At 71.0% G+C, this 15,239-nt stretch carries 16 protein-coding genes; 13 read left to right on the top strand and 3 right to left on the bottom strand.

The annotated features are described in order from the left end of the window. Nucleotides 1-58 precede the first annotated feature (58 nt). From ACVW2K_RS19010 to ACVW2K_RS18970, 9 genes are all read left to right on the top strand, one after another. Nucleotides 59-1,144 (top strand): 1-deoxy-D-xylulose-5-phosphate reductoisomerase, encoded by a 1,086-nt coding sequence (locus ACVW2K_RS19010; RefSeq protein ID WP_457203589.1) that lies wholly within the window; start codon nucleotides 59-61, stop codon nucleotides 1,142-1,144. Then, nucleotides 1,141-2,502: a M50 family metallopeptidase gene (locus ACVW2K_RS19005; protein WP_028636092.1), complete on the top strand. Its 1,362-nt coding sequence runs from the start codon at nucleotides 1,141-1,143 to the stop codon at nucleotides 2,500-2,502. Before ACVW2K_RS19010 ends, ACVW2K_RS19005 begins: the two co-directional genes overlap by 4 nt. A gap of 10 nt (nucleotides 2,503-2,512) precedes the next feature. After that, nucleotides 2,513-3,664, top strand: a complete 1,152-nt coding sequence (gene ispG, locus ACVW2K_RS19000; protein ID WP_036569272.1) for a flavodoxin-dependent (E)-4-hydroxy-3-methylbut-2-enyl-diphosphate synthase — start codon at nucleotides 2,513-2,515, stop codon at nucleotides 3,662-3,664. A 63-nt stretch (nucleotides 3,665-3,727) separates the two neighbouring features. Beyond that, complete coding sequence (locus ACVW2K_RS18995; protein ID WP_457203588.1) at nucleotides 3,728-4,990, top strand: alkaline phosphatase family protein; 1,263 nt, start codon at nucleotides 3,728-3,730, stop codon at nucleotides 4,988-4,990. Continuing rightward, complete coding sequence (locus ACVW2K_RS18990) at nucleotides 4,987-6,126, top strand: alkaline phosphatase family protein (RefSeq protein WP_457203587.1); 1,140 nt, start codon at nucleotides 4,987-4,989, stop codon at nucleotides 6,124-6,126. The genes ACVW2K_RS18995 and ACVW2K_RS18990 overlap by 4 nt, the downstream gene beginning before the upstream one ends. A gap of 170 nt (nucleotides 6,127-6,296) precedes the next feature. Continuing rightward, nucleotides 6,297-7,142 carry a GNAT family N-acetyltransferase gene (locus ACVW2K_RS18985; RefSeq protein ID WP_028636088.1) on the top strand — a complete coding sequence of 282 codons (846 nt, stop codon included), beginning with the start codon at nucleotides 6,297-6,299 and terminating at the stop codon, nucleotides 7,140-7,142. Then, nucleotides 7,142-7,498, top strand: coding sequence for a DoxX family protein (locus ACVW2K_RS18980; RefSeq protein WP_457203586.1), 357 nt, complete (start codon nucleotides 7,142-7,144; stop codon nucleotides 7,496-7,498). The genes ACVW2K_RS18985 and ACVW2K_RS18980 overlap by 1 nt, the downstream gene beginning before the upstream one ends. 62 nt (nucleotides 7,499-7,560) lie before the next feature. Then, entirely contained in the window at nucleotides 7,561-8,133 is a 573-nt protein-coding gene (locus ACVW2K_RS18975) for a DUF6318 family protein (RefSeq protein ID WP_457203585.1), read from the top strand. A gap of 260 nt (nucleotides 8,134-8,393) precedes the next feature. Continuing rightward, nucleotides 8,394-8,918: a hypothetical protein gene (locus ACVW2K_RS18970; RefSeq protein ID WP_457203584.1), complete on the top strand. Its 525-nt coding sequence runs from the start codon at nucleotides 8,394-8,396 to the stop codon at nucleotides 8,916-8,918. Between the two features lie 177 nt (nucleotides 8,919-9,095). On the opposite strand, the gene ACVW2K_RS18965 is transcribed toward ACVW2K_RS18970, so the two are convergent. After that, nucleotides 9,096-10,022 carry a hypothetical protein gene (locus ACVW2K_RS18965; protein ID WP_457203583.1) on the bottom strand — a complete coding sequence of 309 codons (927 nt, stop codon included), beginning with the start codon at nucleotides 10,020-10,022 and terminating at the stop codon, nucleotides 9,096-9,098. A gap of 60 nt (nucleotides 10,023-10,082) precedes the next feature. Here ACVW2K_RS18965 and ACVW2K_RS18960 point away from each other — a divergent pair, with 60 nt between their 5' ends. Further along, nucleotides 10,083-11,852, top strand: a complete 1,770-nt coding sequence (locus ACVW2K_RS18960) for a proline--tRNA ligase (RefSeq protein ID WP_457203582.1) — start codon at nucleotides 10,083-10,085, stop codon at nucleotides 11,850-11,852. A gap of 49 nt (nucleotides 11,853-11,901) precedes the next feature. Further along, the gene (locus tag ACVW2K_RS18955) at nucleotides 11,902-12,603 is read left to right on the top strand and encodes an HAD family hydrolase (RefSeq protein ID WP_457203581.1); all 702 of its coding nucleotides are present in this window, start codon (nucleotides 11,902-11,904) and stop codon (nucleotides 12,601-12,603) included. 155 nt (nucleotides 12,604-12,758) lie between these two features. On the opposite strand, the gene ACVW2K_RS18950 is transcribed toward ACVW2K_RS18955, so the two are convergent. After that, entirely contained in the window at nucleotides 12,759-13,193 is a 435-nt protein-coding gene (locus ACVW2K_RS18950; RefSeq protein WP_036569270.1) for a ferritin-like domain-containing protein, read from the bottom strand. After that, nucleotides 13,190-13,615, bottom strand: a complete 426-nt coding sequence (locus tag ACVW2K_RS18945; RefSeq protein ID WP_457203580.1) for a hypothetical protein — start codon at nucleotides 13,613-13,615, stop codon at nucleotides 13,190-13,192. Before ACVW2K_RS18945 ends, ACVW2K_RS18950 begins: the two co-directional genes overlap by 4 nt. 74 nt (nucleotides 13,616-13,689) lie before the next feature. On the opposite strand from ACVW2K_RS18945, the gene rimP reads away from it, so the two are divergent. Further along, nucleotides 13,690-14,199 carry a ribosome maturation factor RimP gene (rimP, locus tag ACVW2K_RS18940; RefSeq protein WP_028636082.1) on the top strand — a complete coding sequence of 170 codons (510 nt, stop codon included), beginning with the start codon at nucleotides 13,690-13,692 and terminating at the stop codon, nucleotides 14,197-14,199. Then, a complete protein-coding gene (gene nusA, locus ACVW2K_RS18935) occupies nucleotides 14,199-15,176 on the top strand; it encodes a transcription termination factor NusA (RefSeq protein WP_028636081.1) in 978 nt (325 codons plus the stop codon). Before rimP ends, nusA begins: the two co-directional genes overlap by 1 nt. The last annotated feature ends 63 nt before the right edge of the window (nucleotides 15,177-15,239 follow it).

Genomic DNA, 15,239 nt, shown 5'->3' with positions numbered 1-15,239 from the left:
GCAGGGGGTTTGGCTGAGGATTTCGTGACCACCAGCCCCCGTGCGGGAGACTGGGGGCGTGAGAGACGTCGCGATCCTGGGCAGCACCGGGTCCATCGGCACCCAGGCCATCGAGATCGTGCGCGCCAACCCGGACCGCTTCCGGGTCGTCGCGCTGACGGCGGGCGGGTCGAACCCCGGCCTGTTCGAGGAGCAGGTGGCCGAGCTCGCCCCGGCGTACTCCGGTCTGGGGGAGGACGCGAGCATCGAGGCCGCGTCGATGTACTGCGACGTCGTCATCAACGGCATCACCGGCGCGGTCGGCCTGCGCCCCACGCTCGCCGCCCTCGACGCCGGCAACACGCTCGCGCTCGCCAACAAGGAGTCGCTGATCATGGGTGGCCCGCTGGTGCTGGACCGCGCCGCGCCCGGCCAGATCGTGCCGGTCGACTCCGAGCACAGCGCGCTCGCCCAGTGCCTGCGCGGCGGGTCGGCCGAGGAGGTACGCCGGCTGGTGCTGACGGCCAGCGGCGGCCCGTTCCGCGGCCGCACCCGCGAGGAGCTCGCCGGCGTCACGGTCGAGGAGGCGCTCGCGCACCCGACCTGGGACATGGGCCCGGTCGTCACCATCAACTCCGCGACCCTGGTCAACAAGGGCCTCGAGGTGATCGAGGCGCACCTGCTCTTCGGCATCCCGTTCGACCGGATCGAGGTCGTGGTGCACCCCACGAGCGTCGTGCACTCGATGGTGGAGTTCGTGGACGGCTCGACGCTGGTGCAGGCCAGCCCGCCGACCATGCTGATCCCGATCGCGCTCGGCCTCGCCTGGCCGGACCGGGTGCCCGGCACCGCCCCGCCCGTCGACTGGTCGCGGCCGCAGACGTGGGAGTTCTTCCCCCTCGACGACGAGGCGTTCCCGGCGGTCGCGCTCGCGCGCTCGGCAGGGGAGCGGGGCGCCACGGCGCCGGCGGTCTACAACGCCGCGAACGAGGTGTGCGTCGAGGAGTTCCGCCGCGGGCGGCTCGTCTTCGCGGAGATCGTCCCCACGGTTCAGGCGGTTCTCAGCCGCCACGACGTACCCTCTGAGGTGACGGTCGAGGGCATCCTCGACGCAGATGCCTGGGCTCGGGAGACGGCCCGCCAGCTGATCGAGGGAACCAAGTGACCACTCTGTTCTACGCGCTGGGCGTGCTGATCTTCGCGGTCGGCATCCTCGCGTCGATCGGCCTTCACGAGCTCGGCCACATGATCCCCGCGAAGAAGTTCGGCGGGAAGGTCACCCAGTACTTCGTCGGCTTCGGCCCGACGGTGTGGAGCAAGCAGGTCGGCGAGACCGAGTGCGGCGTCAAGGCGATCCCGCTCGGCGGCTACGTCAAGATCGTCGGGATGCTCCCGCCGGGCGCCGCGCAACTGGCCGACGAGGTCACCACCGACGCCGAGGGCAACCAGGTCGTCAAGGTCCGCAAGTCCAACACCGGGCTGTTCACGCAGCTCATCTCCGACGCCCGCGCGGCCGAGTGGGAGACGATCGGCCCGGAGGACAGCGAGCGCCTCTTCTACAAGATGGTCTGGTGGAAGAAGGTCATCGTGATGGCCGGCGGGCCGACGGTGAACATCCTGATCGCGTTCACGCTGTTCTGGATCGTCTTCGGGACCTACGGACAGCGCAGCATCGAGCCGGACGCCGGCCGACCGGTCATCGACGAGGTCTCGCAGTGCGTGATCCCGTACGTCGACAACCGGACCACCTGCACCTCGAGCGACCCGATCAGCCCCGCCGCCGAGGCCGGGCTCCGGCCGGGCGACGTCGTCACCACCTTCAACGGCACCCCGATCGCCGACTGGGACCAGCTCCGCACGCTGATCCGGGGCAACTCAGACGGTGACGCGGTGATCGGCTACGAGCGCGACGGCAGGCAGCTGACCGGGACCGCCAACACCACCGTCGAGGCCCGCCCCACCTCCCAGACCGACCAGACCCTGCGCCAGGTCGGCTTCCTCGGAGTCACGCCCACCACGCACACCCAGATTCAGACCGGCGGCCCGCTCTACACCCTCGACCAGATGGGCACGATGACCAAGCAGAGCGTGCAGGCGCTCGCCACGCTGCCGGTCAAGGTGTGGGGGGTCGCCGAGGCGATCGCCGGCGTCAAGGACCGTGCCGTCGACAGCCCGGTCAGCATCGTGGGCGGGAGCCGGATGGCCGGCGAGACCGTCTCGGACGCGGGCTTCCCGCTCGCCGAGAAGGCCGTCTTCCTGATGCTGCTGCTCGCCGGGTTCAACCTGTTCATCGGCCTGTTCAACTTCATCCCGCTGCTCCCGCTCGACGGTGGCCACATCGCCGGCGCGCTCTGGGAGGCGATCCGCCGCGGGTTCGCCCGGCTGCGCGGCCGTCCCGACCCCGGGTACGTCGACGTCGCCCGGCTGCTGCCGATCGCCTACTGCGTGGCCGGTGTGCTCCTCGTCATGGGCGTGGTGCTGATCGTCGGGGACCTCGTCGTACCGATTCACATCGAGTCCTAGGCTTAGTGCCATGACCGAGATCAGCCTGGGCATGCCCACGGCCCCGCCGCCGGTGCTCGCCCCCCGGCGCAAGACCCGTCAGATCAAGGTCGGCAAGGTCGGCGTCGGCAGTGACTCTCCCGTCTCGGTCCAGTCGATGACGACGACCCTCACCGCGGACGTCAACGCGACGCTGCAGCAGATCGCGGAGCTCACCGCCACGGGGTGCGACATCGTGCGGGTGGCGTGCCCGAGCCAGGACGACGCCGAGGCGCTGCCCGCGATCGCCCAGCACTCGCAGATCCCGGTGATCGCCGACATCCACTTCCAGCCGAAGTACGTCTACGCCGCGATCGACGCCGGCTGCGCGGCCGTCCGCGTGAACCCCGGCAACATCCGGCAGTTCGACGACCAGGTCAAGGAGATCGCGGCGGCCGCCAAGGACCGCGGCACCTCGATCCGGATCGGCGTCAACGCCGGGTCGCTCGACAAGCGGCTGCTCGAGAAGTACGGCAAGGCCACGCCCGAGGCACTGGTCGAGTCGGCGGTGTGGGAGGCCAGCCTCTTCGAGGAGCACGACTTCCACGACTTCAAGATCTCGGTCAAGCACAACGACCCGGTCGTGATGGTGCGCGCCTACGAGATGCTCGCCGAGCGCGGCGACTGGCCCCTGCACCTGGGCGTCACCGAGGCCGGCCCGGCCTTCCAGGGCACGATCAAGTCCGCGACCGCCTTCGGCGCGCTGCTCTCCCGGGGCATCGGCGACACGATCCGCGTCTCCCTCTCGGCCCCGCCGGTCGAGGAGGTCAAGGTCGGCATCCAGATCCTGCAGTCGCTCAACCTCCGCCCCCGCAAGCTCGAGATCGTCTCGTGCCCCTCGTGCGGGCGCGCGCAGGTGGACGTCTACAAGCTCGCGGACGAGGTGACGGCCGGTCTCGAGGGCATGGAGGTCCCGCTCCGGGTCGCCGTGATGGGCTGCGTCGTGAATGGTCCCGGCGAGGCCCGCGAGGCCGATCTCGGCGTCGCCTCGGGCAACGGGAAGGGTCAGATCTTCGTCAAGGGCGAAGTCGTCAAGACCGTGCCCGAGTCGCAGATCGTGGAGACCCTGATCGAGGAGGCCATGCGGATCGCGGAGGGCATGGAGTCCGTCGACGGCGCCGCCGCGCAGGTCACCGTCTCCTGAACGACGGACGAACACCACCCGTTCGGGGGTGACGGACGGCGTCCGCTGCCCCAGACTTCGCCTGTGACCATCTCCCGCAGGCGGCTGCTCGGCACCGCGACCGTGTCCGGAGTGGCGACGGCCACGGGTGCGACCCGCTGGCTCCCCGCGACCGCAGCCGTCGACCTCCCGTCGCCGGAGGACTCCGGCATCGAGCACGTCGTGCTCGTGATGATGGAGAACCGCTCGTTCGACCACTACCTGGGCTGGCTGCCCGGAGCCGACGGGAAGCAGGCGGGGCTCAGCTACGTCGACCGGCACGGCGTACGCCACGACACCCACCACCTCACGGCGCCCGACGGCTGCGGGTTCGAGGACCCCGACCACTCCTGGGAGGGCGGCCGGATCCAGCTCAACGGCGGGAAGCTGGACGGCTTCCTGAAGTCCGGCAACAACGACCTGATGGCGATCGGCTACTACACCGACGAGGACCTGTCGTTCTACTCCGGCGCCGCCCGGGACTGGACCGTGTTCGACCGGTACTTCTCCGCGGTGATGGCCGAGACGTACCCGAACCGCTTCTACCAGCACGCCGCGCAGACCGACCGGCTGCACAACAACACCGACAAGTCGACGCTGCCGACGATCTGGGACCGGCTGGCCGCGAAGGGCCTGACCGGGACCTACTACTACAGCGACATCCCGTTCACGGCGCTCTGGTACGAGAAGCACCTCGACATCTCCCAGCACTTCGCGCAGTTCCTGCTCGACGCGGCCACCGGCACCCTGCCCCAGGTGTCCTTCGTCGACCCCCGGTTCCTCAACGAGGAGAGCGGGATGTCGAACGACGACCACCCGCTCGCCGACATCCGGGCCGGCCAGATGTTCCTGAACCAGGTGTACGACGCGGTCCGCAACGGTCCCGGCTGGGAGAAGACCGTGCTCGTGATCAACTACGACGAGTGGGGAGGCTTCTACGACCACGTCCGGCCGCGCCGGGCGCCGGACGTCTCGAAGAAGACCGCACTGCGCGGCTTCCGGACACCGGCCCTGATGATCTCGCCGCTCGCGCGGCGCGGGCACGTCTCGCACCACGTCTACGACCACACCTCGGTGCTGAGGATGATCGAGTGGCGGTGGGGGCTGAAGCCGCTGACGCCCCGCGACAAGGCGGCCCGGAACATCGCGGAGGCCCTCGACTTCGGGAGCGGGCCCGACCTGTCCTCGCCGACGTACGACGTCCCGGTGATCGTGCCGGCCGCGTGTGCACCGGACGAGACGAAGTCGGCGGACTGGGCGGACCTCAAACGGCTGGCCCGCGACGTCGGCTTCAGGTTGCCGCGATGATCGCGCGCCCGCTCCTCGCCCTCGCGATCGTGCTCACCGGGGCGTTGCTCTCGCCGGCGAGCAGTGCCCTCCCGGACACGCCCGCCCGACCGACGGCGTACGTGCCACCGGTCAAGCACGTCTTCGTGATCAACATCGAGAACAAGGGCTACGACGAGACCTGGGGCGGCGACTCCGCGGCGCCGTACCTGGCGCGGACGCTGCGGGCGAAGGGCGTCCTGCTCAACCACTACTACGGCACCGCGCACAACTCGCAGCCGAACTACGTCGCGCAGGTATCCGGCCAGGGCCCGAACCCGGAGATGCAGGCCGACTGCCAGCTGTTCACGGACTTCACCCGCACCTCGACGGTCGATCCGGACCAGGCCGTGGGCTCGGGGTGCGTCTTCCCGGCGGACGTGCCGACGCTGCCGGGGCAGCTGACCGCGGCGGGCCGGACCTGGAAGGGCTACATGGACGACATGACGAAGCCCTGCCAGCATCCCGACGTCGGTGCGGTGGACCCGACCCAGCGCGCGACGGCGGAGCAGAACTACGCGGCGCGGCACAACCCGTTCGTCTACTTCCACTCGATCATCGACGACCCGGCGTACTGCAAGCGGCACGTCGTCCCCCTGGGCGGCCTGGTGCACGACCTGAAGCGGGTCCGTACGACGCCGAACCTGACCTACATCACCCCGGACCTGTGCCACGACGGCCACGACGCCCCGTGCGCCGACGGCCGGCCGGGAGGCCTGGCGTCCGTGAACGCCTGGATGAAGCGGTGGGTGCCGAGGATCCTCGCGTCACCGGCGTTCCGGAAGAACGGGGCGCTGATCATCACCGCCGACGAGTCGGACGGGCCGGAGGCGGACGCGGACGCGTGCTGCGGGCCGGCGACGTCGGCCAACAGCCCGATGCCCGGCATCCTGGGACCGGGTGGCGGCAAGATCGGCGCGCTGGTGATCTCGAAGTTCGTGCAGCCCGGCTCGTGGAGCACCACGCCGTACAACCACTACTCGCTGCTCGGCTCGCTCGAGGAGATCTTCGGGCTGCCGAAGCTCGGGTATGCGCGCGACGAGGGCGTCGACACGTTCGGCCTCGACGTGTGGAACGACTACTCCTCGTCGAGCTCGGCGTTGCCGATCACCCGCTAGGGCTGCGGCCGCGCGGGTCGCCGTTCTGCCGTGCGGCTGCCCCAGGTCCGCACCCTGCCGGCGGCACCCGTCGTCCGTGGCGCTGCTGCCCGCCTGCGCGGCATCGGAACGCTGGCAATGATCGTGGCGAGAGTGCGCCTCGGCCCGCCCCAGGGACGTAGGCTGCCGCCGTGCTCACCACTCGCCACGGTGTCCGCCCCCTCGGGGCGGCGGATCTCGACGCGTTCCTGGCGCTCGCCCGGCGCGACCCGGTGGTCAACGTGTTCGCCGACTACCGGGCGACCACGACGAACCTGGAGCCGCGCTGGCTCGGCGGCGAGATGTGGGGCCGGTTCGAGAACGGCGAGCTCGCCGCGGCCTGCCATGTGGGCGCGAACCTGGTGCCGGTGCAGGCCACGGCGGACGACGCCGCCGCGTTCGCGGAGCGCGCACTGACCCGCGGCCGCACGGTCTCGACGATCGTGGGACCGCAGGAGGCGGTCCGGGTGTTCTGGAACGGCGTCTCGGCTGCGTGGGGACGCCCGCGCGAGGCGCGCTGGGAGCAGCCGCACCTCGAGATCGCGGCGCTGCCGAAGGTCGCGGCCGACCCGCGGGTGCGGAAGTCGACCCGGTCGGACCTCAACGCGCTCTACCCGGCCTGCGTCGCGATGTACACCGAGGAGGTCGGCATCTCGCCGGAGTACGGCGGGGGAGCGGAGCTCTACCGCGCGCGGGTCACCCAGCTGGTCAGCCGCGGCTGGTCGTTTGCGCGGTACGACGAGGGGCGTCTCGTCTTCAAGGCCGAGGTCGCCTGCGCCACGCCGTACGCCGCCCAGATCCAGGGGGTCTACGTGCCGCCGTCCGAGCGTGGGCGCGGGCTCGCGACCGCCGGCATGGCGGCCGTGGTGAACATCGTGCGGCGCGAGCTCGCACCGGTGGTGTCGCTCTACGTCAACGACTGGAACACGTCTGCGCGGGCGGTCTACGAGAAGGTCGGCTTCCGGGAGACCGCGCGGTTCGCGACAGTGATGTTCTGATGCCGCGCGGCGTGCGGCTGCTCGCCCTCATCCTCGGCGTCAGCGGCGTGGTCCACCTCCTCCGGCCTCGCGCGTACGCCTTCCTGATGCCGTCCTGGGTCCCCGCCCACCGCGAGGTCATCCTGGCCAGCGGGGTCGCCGAGCTCGCCTGCGCCGCCGGCCTCGTCGTACCCGCCACCCGCCGCCCCGCCGGCTGGGCCAGCGCCGCCCTGCTCCTCGGCGTCTACCCGGGCAACCTGAAGATGGCCGCCGACGCCGCCTCGTCCTCCTCGACCGGCTTCAAGGTCCTCGCGTTCGCCCGCCTGCCGCTGCAGCTCCCGATGGTCCGCTGGGCGCTCCGCGCCGCCCGCGGCTGAGGTTCTCCACAGGCTCGACGCGGGCAGTTTCGCAGGCGCCCCGGCCGGGGAATGATCGTGCCGTGACCGGTACTCGGGCGGTCATCGCCGCTGTTGGTGTTGCGCTGGCGCTCGGGGTCTCCGCCTGTTCGGGCGGCGACCCCGAGCCCAGGGTCGCGCCCCCCTCGACCTCGCCGCCCACCTCGCCCAGCACCACCCCCGCCTCCGACACCGTCCCCCCGACGATGCCGCCGGAGGCGCGCGGCACCGACGCGGCCTCGGCTGAGGCGTTCGTGAAGTTCTACTGGGAGATGGTGAACTACGCGCAGGCGACGGGGGATGTGGGTGGGCTGAAGGAGCTAGCGACGAAGTGCAACGGCTGCGACGCGGCGGTCGAGTTCGTCCAGGAGTCATACGACGGCGGCGGCCGCATCATCGGCGGTACTGGACATCTCAGCTCGTTCAAGACTGTGTTTGTCGCCATGCATGGTTCCTCGTGGGCGGCCGTCGAGTGTCGCATCCGAAGCAGCAGCCAGACGGTCGACAAGCCAGGCACGAGCGCCGACAAGAGCTATCCCGGTGGACTCACGGACGTGCGTCTGTACCTCGAGCCGACAGACGGTGCGTGGCTCGTACGTTCGCTGGTGACGAGATGAGGCTCCTGAGCTTGCTGGTTGCAGGACTCACGCTCGGTGCGATCCCAACCGCGCCCGCCTACAGTGACCCGATAGTTACGCCGAATGCCACGGGGCTCCTCACCTCGATCAGCGACGCTCAGGCGGGACACCTGAGCTCAGGGCATTCCGGGAGCAGCCCGAGCACGGTGGCGTACGTCGATGAGAACACCGTCTGTGCGCCAGGCGGGGCACAGACTTGCGGCGAGGTCGCACTCTGCGACAACGGCGACGTCATGGTCATGAGCGCCTACTTCGACGCCGAAGGCCATCTGATCGACCGCGGCGCTAACTGCCCGGAGGATGTCGCGCCGCCGGCGCCGCCGCAGGTCACGCCGGGTGTGGTGCTCACGGCACTGCGACAGATCGGTCTGCCGCCGTCAGAACTCGAGGTCCAACCGCCCAACGGCCGCACCCTGGTGAACTTCGACACGAACTTCTACACGCACAACGGGGAGTTCAGCCGCACGGTGACCCTGCTCGGTCGGCGGGTGGAGCTGCGGATCTGGCCGGCCCGGTACGGGTGGCGGTTCGGGGACGGCCAGCGGCGCTGGACCACCACACCCGGCGACAGGTACCCGCACCTGGAGGTCACCCACCGCTACCTCCGCGAGGGCCGGGTCAGCCCGAGCGTCGACACGACGTACGCGGCCGAGTTCCGGGTCGGCGGCGGTCCGTGGCGCGACGTGAACGGCACCGTGACGATCCCCGGCTCACCACAGGCCCTGCGAGTGGTGACGGCGCGGCCGGTGCTGGTCGGCGGTTGAGGGAACCGTACGTTCCCGGGTCCGTCCAGCACCGGACCAGGCGTCACCGGGCGATCACAGTTCCACCATGGGATCCGGGGAAACCCGCACATCCCACGGTCTGCTCGCCATGGGAGGTGCAGGCTCCCCTGCAGACCATGGTGAAGCTGCGACGGGCGGAACCGACGCACCCGACCCTCAGGAGATCGGGCTGCGAACGGTCTTCGACGCGCGCTCGCACGACTCCAGGACGCAGCGGACCGTGGTGACCTTCCGGGTCGTGTAGGTGTCGAGGAGGAGGGTGGAGTCGTCCTCGAACGAGACCCGGCCGAAGACGTACGGCGCCTCGTACCGGACGAGGGCGGCACCACCGGACGCGCGGCGGAGCACCGCCGCGCTCGCCCCCGGTCCGTCGGAGAGCAGTCCGACCGTGGCCACGCGGCCGCCCGATGGCGACACCGCGACGACGCGGTAGGAGCAGGAGCGCCCCTGCCGGTCGCCGTCCAGGGTGGTCAGCACCGAGCAGCCGCCGTCGTACGGATCACCCGTGTACGCCGCAAGGCGGTCGGCGGCGATCGAGGCGACGTAGCCCACGCGGTGGTTCACCGTCACCGTCGTGTCGGAGCGGTAGTTCCACCAGAACGTCCGGTCCGGCCCCCAGCCGCCCAGGACCGCGCGGCTCTCATCGGCGTCCAGCACGTCGACCGCGCCGGCGAAGGTCCGCGCCCCGACGACTCGCCCGGTCCGGGCGTCGAGCACGCGAAGCGTCGTCTCCTCCGCGGTCTGCTTCGGCGCCGTCAGGAGGTCCTTGCCGTCGTCGCTGAGCCACACGAGCTCGGAGGCGAGCCCGCGCACCAGGACCTTCTGCCGCTCCGACGGCGTGATCCAGAGGACCCGGGCGTGGCCGCCGGTGCGCCGCGACAGGTGCACGTAGTAGCGGTTGCCGGACTTGCCGAGGTAGGTCACCACCGGTGCCCGGAACGTCATCCGCATCGGCCCGTCGACGAGCACCCGCCCCTCGACGTGCGGGCCGGTCACGTCGGGACCACGGTCGAGGGACGAGGGATGGACCGACACCGTCGGCGCGGCGACGGCGAGGAGCAGGGACAGCAGTGCGGTCTTCATGCCAACCAGACGCGATAACCCGGAGGAAGGTTGCACCTCCCGGCAAGTAGCCTTCTCCGCATGATCATGCGGATGTCGAGCCTGTTCGTGCGCACCCTCCGGGAGGACCCGGCGGACGCCGAGGTGCCGTCGCACCGGCTCCTGGTGCGGGCCGGCTACATCCGCCGCGCCGCGCCCGGCATCTACACCTGGTTGCCGCTCGGGCTCAAGGTGCTGCGCCGGATCGAGAACGTGATCCGCCAGGAGATGGACGCCATCGGCGCCCAGGAGCTGAGCTTCCCGGCGCTGCTGCCGCGTGAGCCCTACGAGGCGACCGGCCGGTGGACCGAGTACGGCGACGGCATCTTCCGCCTCCAGGACCGCAAGGGCGCCGACTACCTCCTCGGCCCGACGCACGAGGAGATGTTCACCCTCGTGGTGAAGGACCTGTACAGCTCGTACAAGGACCTGCCGCTGTCGATCTACCAGATCCAGACCAAGTACCGCGACGAGGCGCGACCGCGCGCCGGCCTGCTGCGCGGCCGCGAGTTCGTCATGAAGGACTCCTACTCCTTCGACATCGACGACGCCGGTCTCGAGGCCAGCTACCAGGCCCACCGCGACGCCTACGTCCGGATCTTCGACCGCCTCGGTTTCGAGTACGTCATCGTCAAGGCGATGTCGGGCGCGATGGGCGGCTCGAGGTCCGAGGAGTTCCTCGCCAAGGCCGCGGTCGGCGAGGACACCTACGTCCGCTGCTCGCTGTGCGACTACGCCGCGAACGTCGAGGCCGTCGAGCTCCCGCCGCCCGCCCCCGTGCCGTACGACGACGCGCCCGCCGCCCACGCGGAGCAGACGCCCGACACGCCGACGATCGACACGCTCGTCGACCACCTCAACGAGAAGTTCCCGCGCGACGACCGCCCCTGGCACGCCGGCGACACGCTCAAGAACGTCGTGTTCTCGGTGCGCCACCCCGACGGATCGACCGAGGCGATCGCCGTCGGCCTGCCCGGGGACCGCGACGTCGACGCGAAGCGGCTCGAGGCCAACCTCGGCGAGGGCGTGGTCTTCGAGCCCTTCGGCGAGGAGGACTTCAAGGCGCGCCCGACCCTCGCGAAGGGCTACATCGGGCCGGGTGCGCTGGGGGAGAAGAAGCCCGCCGGCGTCCGCTACCTGCTCGACCCCCGCATCGTCGAGGGCACCCGCTGGGTCACCGGCGCGGACGTCGCCGGCAGCCACGTGCTCGACCTCGTGGCCGGCCGGGACTTCAACGGCGATGGTTTCATCGAGGTCGCCGAGGTCCGCGACGGCGATCCCTGCCCGCGCGGGGACGGCGGGGTGCTCGTGACCGCCCGCGGGATCGAGATGGGCCACATCTTCCAGCTCGGCCGCAAGTACGCCGACGCGCTCGACCTGAAGGTGCTCGACGAGCACGGCAAGCTCGTCACCGTCACCATGGGCTCCTACGGCATCGGTCCCTCGCGCGCGGTCGCGGCGATCGCGGAGAACACCCACGACGAGCTCGGCCTCGTCTGGCCGCGCGAGGTGGCGCCCGCCGACGTCCACGTCGTCGCCACCGGCAAGGACGAGCACGTGTACGCCGCCGCCGAGCGGGTCGTGCACGAGCTCAACAGCCAGGGCATCGAGGTCCTGTACGACGACCGGCCGAAGGTCAGCCCCGGCGTGAAGTTCAAGGACGCCGAGCTGATCGGCGTCCCGACCATCGTGGTGGTCGGCAAGGGCCTGGCCGACGGCACCATCGAGGTCAAGGACCGCGCGACCGGCGAGCGCGAGGACGTGCCCGCCGACCACGTCGTCGACCACGTCGTCCGGCTCGTGCGGGCATGACCACCCCACCAGATCGCTCGCTACGCTCCGGACCGGACGGGGTGCCCGCGTGACCGTCCGGGCGGTCATCTTCGACTGGGGCGGCACGCTCACCGCCTGGCACGACGTGGACTTCCACGCGGAGTCGCTCGCGCTCGCCCAGGCGGTCGTGAACGTCGACCACGAGGTCGAGGTCTCCCAGGCCCGGCTGCACGAGGCGAACCAGGCGATCTGGGGCCGCTCCCGCGACCACCAGCAGAGCTCGACGCTCGCGTACCTCTTCACCGAGGCCGGGCTCGAGCACGACCCCGACCTGCTCACGGCGTACTACGAGTTCTGGGAGCCGCACACCCGGACCGACCCCGAGGTCGGCCCGCTCTGGGAGGGGCTCCGGGCGGAAGACATCAGGGTCGGGGTCCTCTCCAACACCATCTGGCCCCGCGCGTGGCACGAGGGCTTCTTCCGGCGCGACGGGGTCCACCACCTCATCGACGGCGACGTCTACACGAGCGAGATCCCGTGGACCAAGCCGTCGCCGCACGCCTTCCGGGCCGCGATGGCCGCCGTGGGCGTCGACGACCCGGCCACCTGCGTCTACGTCGGCGACCGGCTCTTCGACGACGTGTACGGCGCGCGCAGCGTCGGGATGCGCGCGATCCACATCCCGCTGAGCCGGATCCCCGCCGAGCAGGTCGGCCACACCGAGGGCGATCCGGACGCCGTCGTGCACCGCCTGGCGGAGATCGCGGACGTGGTCCGCGCCTGGTCCTGACCGGCGCCGAACTGCACCTTTCTGCAATGCAGAAAGGTGAGGAACGGAAGTGGTCGCGCCTCGCTGCACCCTGTTGCATAGTTTTGCAAGAGCGGTCCTCCCGTCAGTCCCCCCACATCCCGGCGGGGAACCGCTCACCGGCCTCAGTCCAGGCCTCAGCGGTCCGCGTACTCGTCGCCTCCGGGGAACGTCTCGGGAGTTCCCCGGAAGACGAGTTCGCGGACCGCTGTCTCTCTCAGCGCGTCGATCGCCCAGCGCCGTCGGTCCTCGACCGTCGTGGCCACCAGGTACGCGTACGTCGCGGCGCACGACCGTTCCAGGTCCAGGGCGGCGCGCTCGACCTGCGCCGGTGTGTCCAGCGGCTGTGGCACGTCGTACGCCGCCTCGCCCGCGACCGGGTCCTCGCCGAGCCCCGTGAGCTCGCGGACCAGGTGGTCGCGGCGGGCCCGGTGCGCGGCGTAGGCGGCGGTGACGGAGTCGAACAGCTCCGGCGTCGCGGCGCGTGAGGTGCGGCCGCCGAGCACGCCGTACACGAAGACGGCCGCGTGCTCGGCGGCGAGCGTCGTCTGGAGGGCGTCGGTCTCGCTCATCCGAGCCCCTGCGCCAGCCGCTGGGCGACGGCCGCCGACATCGAGGCGAGCAGCCGGGCGAGGGCCCCGCTGGCCGCGGCGAGCGCGGCGCCCTCCAGGTACTCCTGGAGCCGCTGCTCCTCGCCACGGACGGCGCCCGGAGCCGACTTCGCGGGCGAGCTGCCCTCGGAGGTCGTGCCGTCGAGAGCCTCGATGTGGGTGCGGTGCAGGACCGCCAGTTCCGACTCGCCGCCCGCCTCGGCGACGTGCTGGGCGTGCCGCAGCCGGCGGATCACCTTCTCCACGAGCGCGACGTCCGGGTCGGCCGTCGGGGTGGCCGACGGCGTCGGGGTCGCCCGGTCGTCGCAGCCCGTCACGGCGACCAGTCCGGCCGCGGCCAGGGCGAGCGCCGTACGGCGGGGGAGGAGCGGACCGACGGACACGGCGCCGACCCTATCGAGTGGATCGTCAGCCGCTATCGTGGCGACCAACAACAGCACAAGGAGGTCGCCCGCCCGTGAGCAGCGCCAAGCAGGACGCCACCAGGGACCGGATCGAGGCGGAGCTCGACGACCCCCTGCGTGCCCTGGGCCTCGACATCGAGGCCGTCGAGATCACTCCGGCCGGCAAGCGCCGGATCCTGCGGGTCGCCGTGGACAAGGACGGCGGCGTGACGCTGGACGAGGTCGCCGAGGCGACCCGGGAGGTGAACCGGGTCCTCGACGGGTCCGAGGTGATGGGTGAGCACCCCTATACGCTCGAGGTCACCTCGCGCGGCGTGGACCGGCCCCTGACGCTGCCGCGCCACTGGCGCCGCAACGCCGGCCGGCTGGTCAAGGTCACCTTCGCCGACGGCGGATCGGTGACCGGGCGGATCGGCGGTTCGACCGAGGAGCAGGTCACGCTCGACGTCGACGGCGCGCAGCGCCAGGTCGAGTACGCCGAGGTGCAGAAGGCGCTGGTGCAGGTGGAGTTCAACCGCCGTGCCAGTGACGACGGGGACGACGTGGATGGCGAGGAGGCCTGATGGACATCGACATGAGCATCCTGCGGATGCTGGAGCGCGAGAAGGAGATCTCCTTCGACGTGCTCGTGGAGGCCATCGAGCAGGCCCTGCTGACGGCGTACCACAAGACGCCGGGCGCCCAGGAGAAGGCCCGCGTCGAGCTGGACCGCAAGACCGGTCACGTCACGGTGCTGGCGGCGGAGGTCGACGACGAGGGCAACACGCTCGGCGAGTACGACGACACGCCCGAGGGGTTCGGCCGGATCGCGGCCACGACCGCCAAGCAGATCATGCTGCAGCGGCTCCGCGACGCGGAGGACGACATCCGGTTCGGCGAGTTCTCCGGCAAGGAGGGCGACATCATCTCCGGGATCATCCAGCAGGGCCGGAACCCCGACGACGTGATGGTCGACCTCGGCAAGCTCGAGGCGCTGCTCCCGGCCGGTGAGCGCGTCCCCGGGGAGCGGTACCAGCACGGCACCCGGATCAAGTGCCTGGTCGTGTCGGTCCGCAAGGGCATGCGCGGCCCCCAGATCACGCTGTCGCGGTCCCACCCGAACCTGGTCAAGAAGCTGTTCGCGCTCGAGGTCCCCGAGATCGCCGACGGCACGGTCGAGATCGCGGCGATCGCCCGCGAGGCGGGACACCGCACCAAGATCGCCGTGAAGTCGACCGCACCCGGCGTGAACGCCAAGGGCGCCTGCATCGGCCCGATGGGCCAGCGGGTCCGCAACGTGATGTCGGAGCTGCACGGCGAGAAGATCGACATCGTCGACTGGTCCGACGACCCCGCCGACCTGGTCGCGCACGCGCTCTCGCCGGCCCGGGTCACGTCGGTGGAGGTCGTCGACGCCGAGGCCAGGTCCGCCCGGGTGGTGGTACCGGACTTCCAGCTCTCGCTGGCGATCGGCAAGGAGGGCCAGAACGCCCGGCTCGCCGCGCGCCTGACGGGCTGGCGCATCGACATCCGCTCCGACGAGGCGCCCGCCGACGACTGAGCGGTCCCGGCCACCCCGACCGGGGGCGGCAGGGGCTCCCGGTTCGAATAGCTGGCGCGATCG

The sequence above is a fragment of the Nocardioides sp. HB32 genome (genome assembly GCF_054058995.1).
Note: the sequence above shows the minus strand (reverse complement) of the source record. Positions and strands in the feature narration are given on the sequence as shown.

Coding starts and splice junctions, on each gene's coding strand:
- ispG (WP_036569272.1), top strand. CDS start 2,513: ATGACCGAGATCAGCCTGGGCATGCCCACGGCCCCGCCGCCGGTGCTC.
- ACVW2K_RS18990 (WP_457203587.1), top strand. CDS start 4,987: ATGATCGCGCGCCCGCTCCTCGCCCTCGCGATCGTGCTCACCGGGGCG.
- ACVW2K_RS18980 (WP_457203586.1), top strand. CDS start 7,142: ATGCCGCGCGGCGTGCGGCTGCTCGCCCTCATCCTCGGCGTCAGCGGC.
- ACVW2K_RS18970 (WP_457203584.1), top strand. CDS start 8,394: ATGAGCGCCTACTTCGACGCCGAAGGCCATCTGATCGACCGCGGCGCT.
- ACVW2K_RS18965 (WP_457203583.1), bottom strand. CDS start 10,022: ATGAAGACCGCACTGCTGTCCCTGCTCCTCGCCGTCGCCGCGCCGACG.
- ACVW2K_RS18960 (WP_457203582.1), top strand. CDS start 10,083: ATGATCATGCGGATGTCGAGCCTGTTCGTGCGCACCCTCCGGGAGGAC.
- ACVW2K_RS18950 (WP_036569270.1), bottom strand. CDS start 13,193: ATGAGCGAGACCGACGCCCTCCAGACGACGCTCGCCGCCGAGCACGCG.
- nusA (WP_028636081.1), top strand. CDS start 14,199: ATGGACATCGACATGAGCATCCTGCGGATGCTGGAGCGCGAGAAGGAG.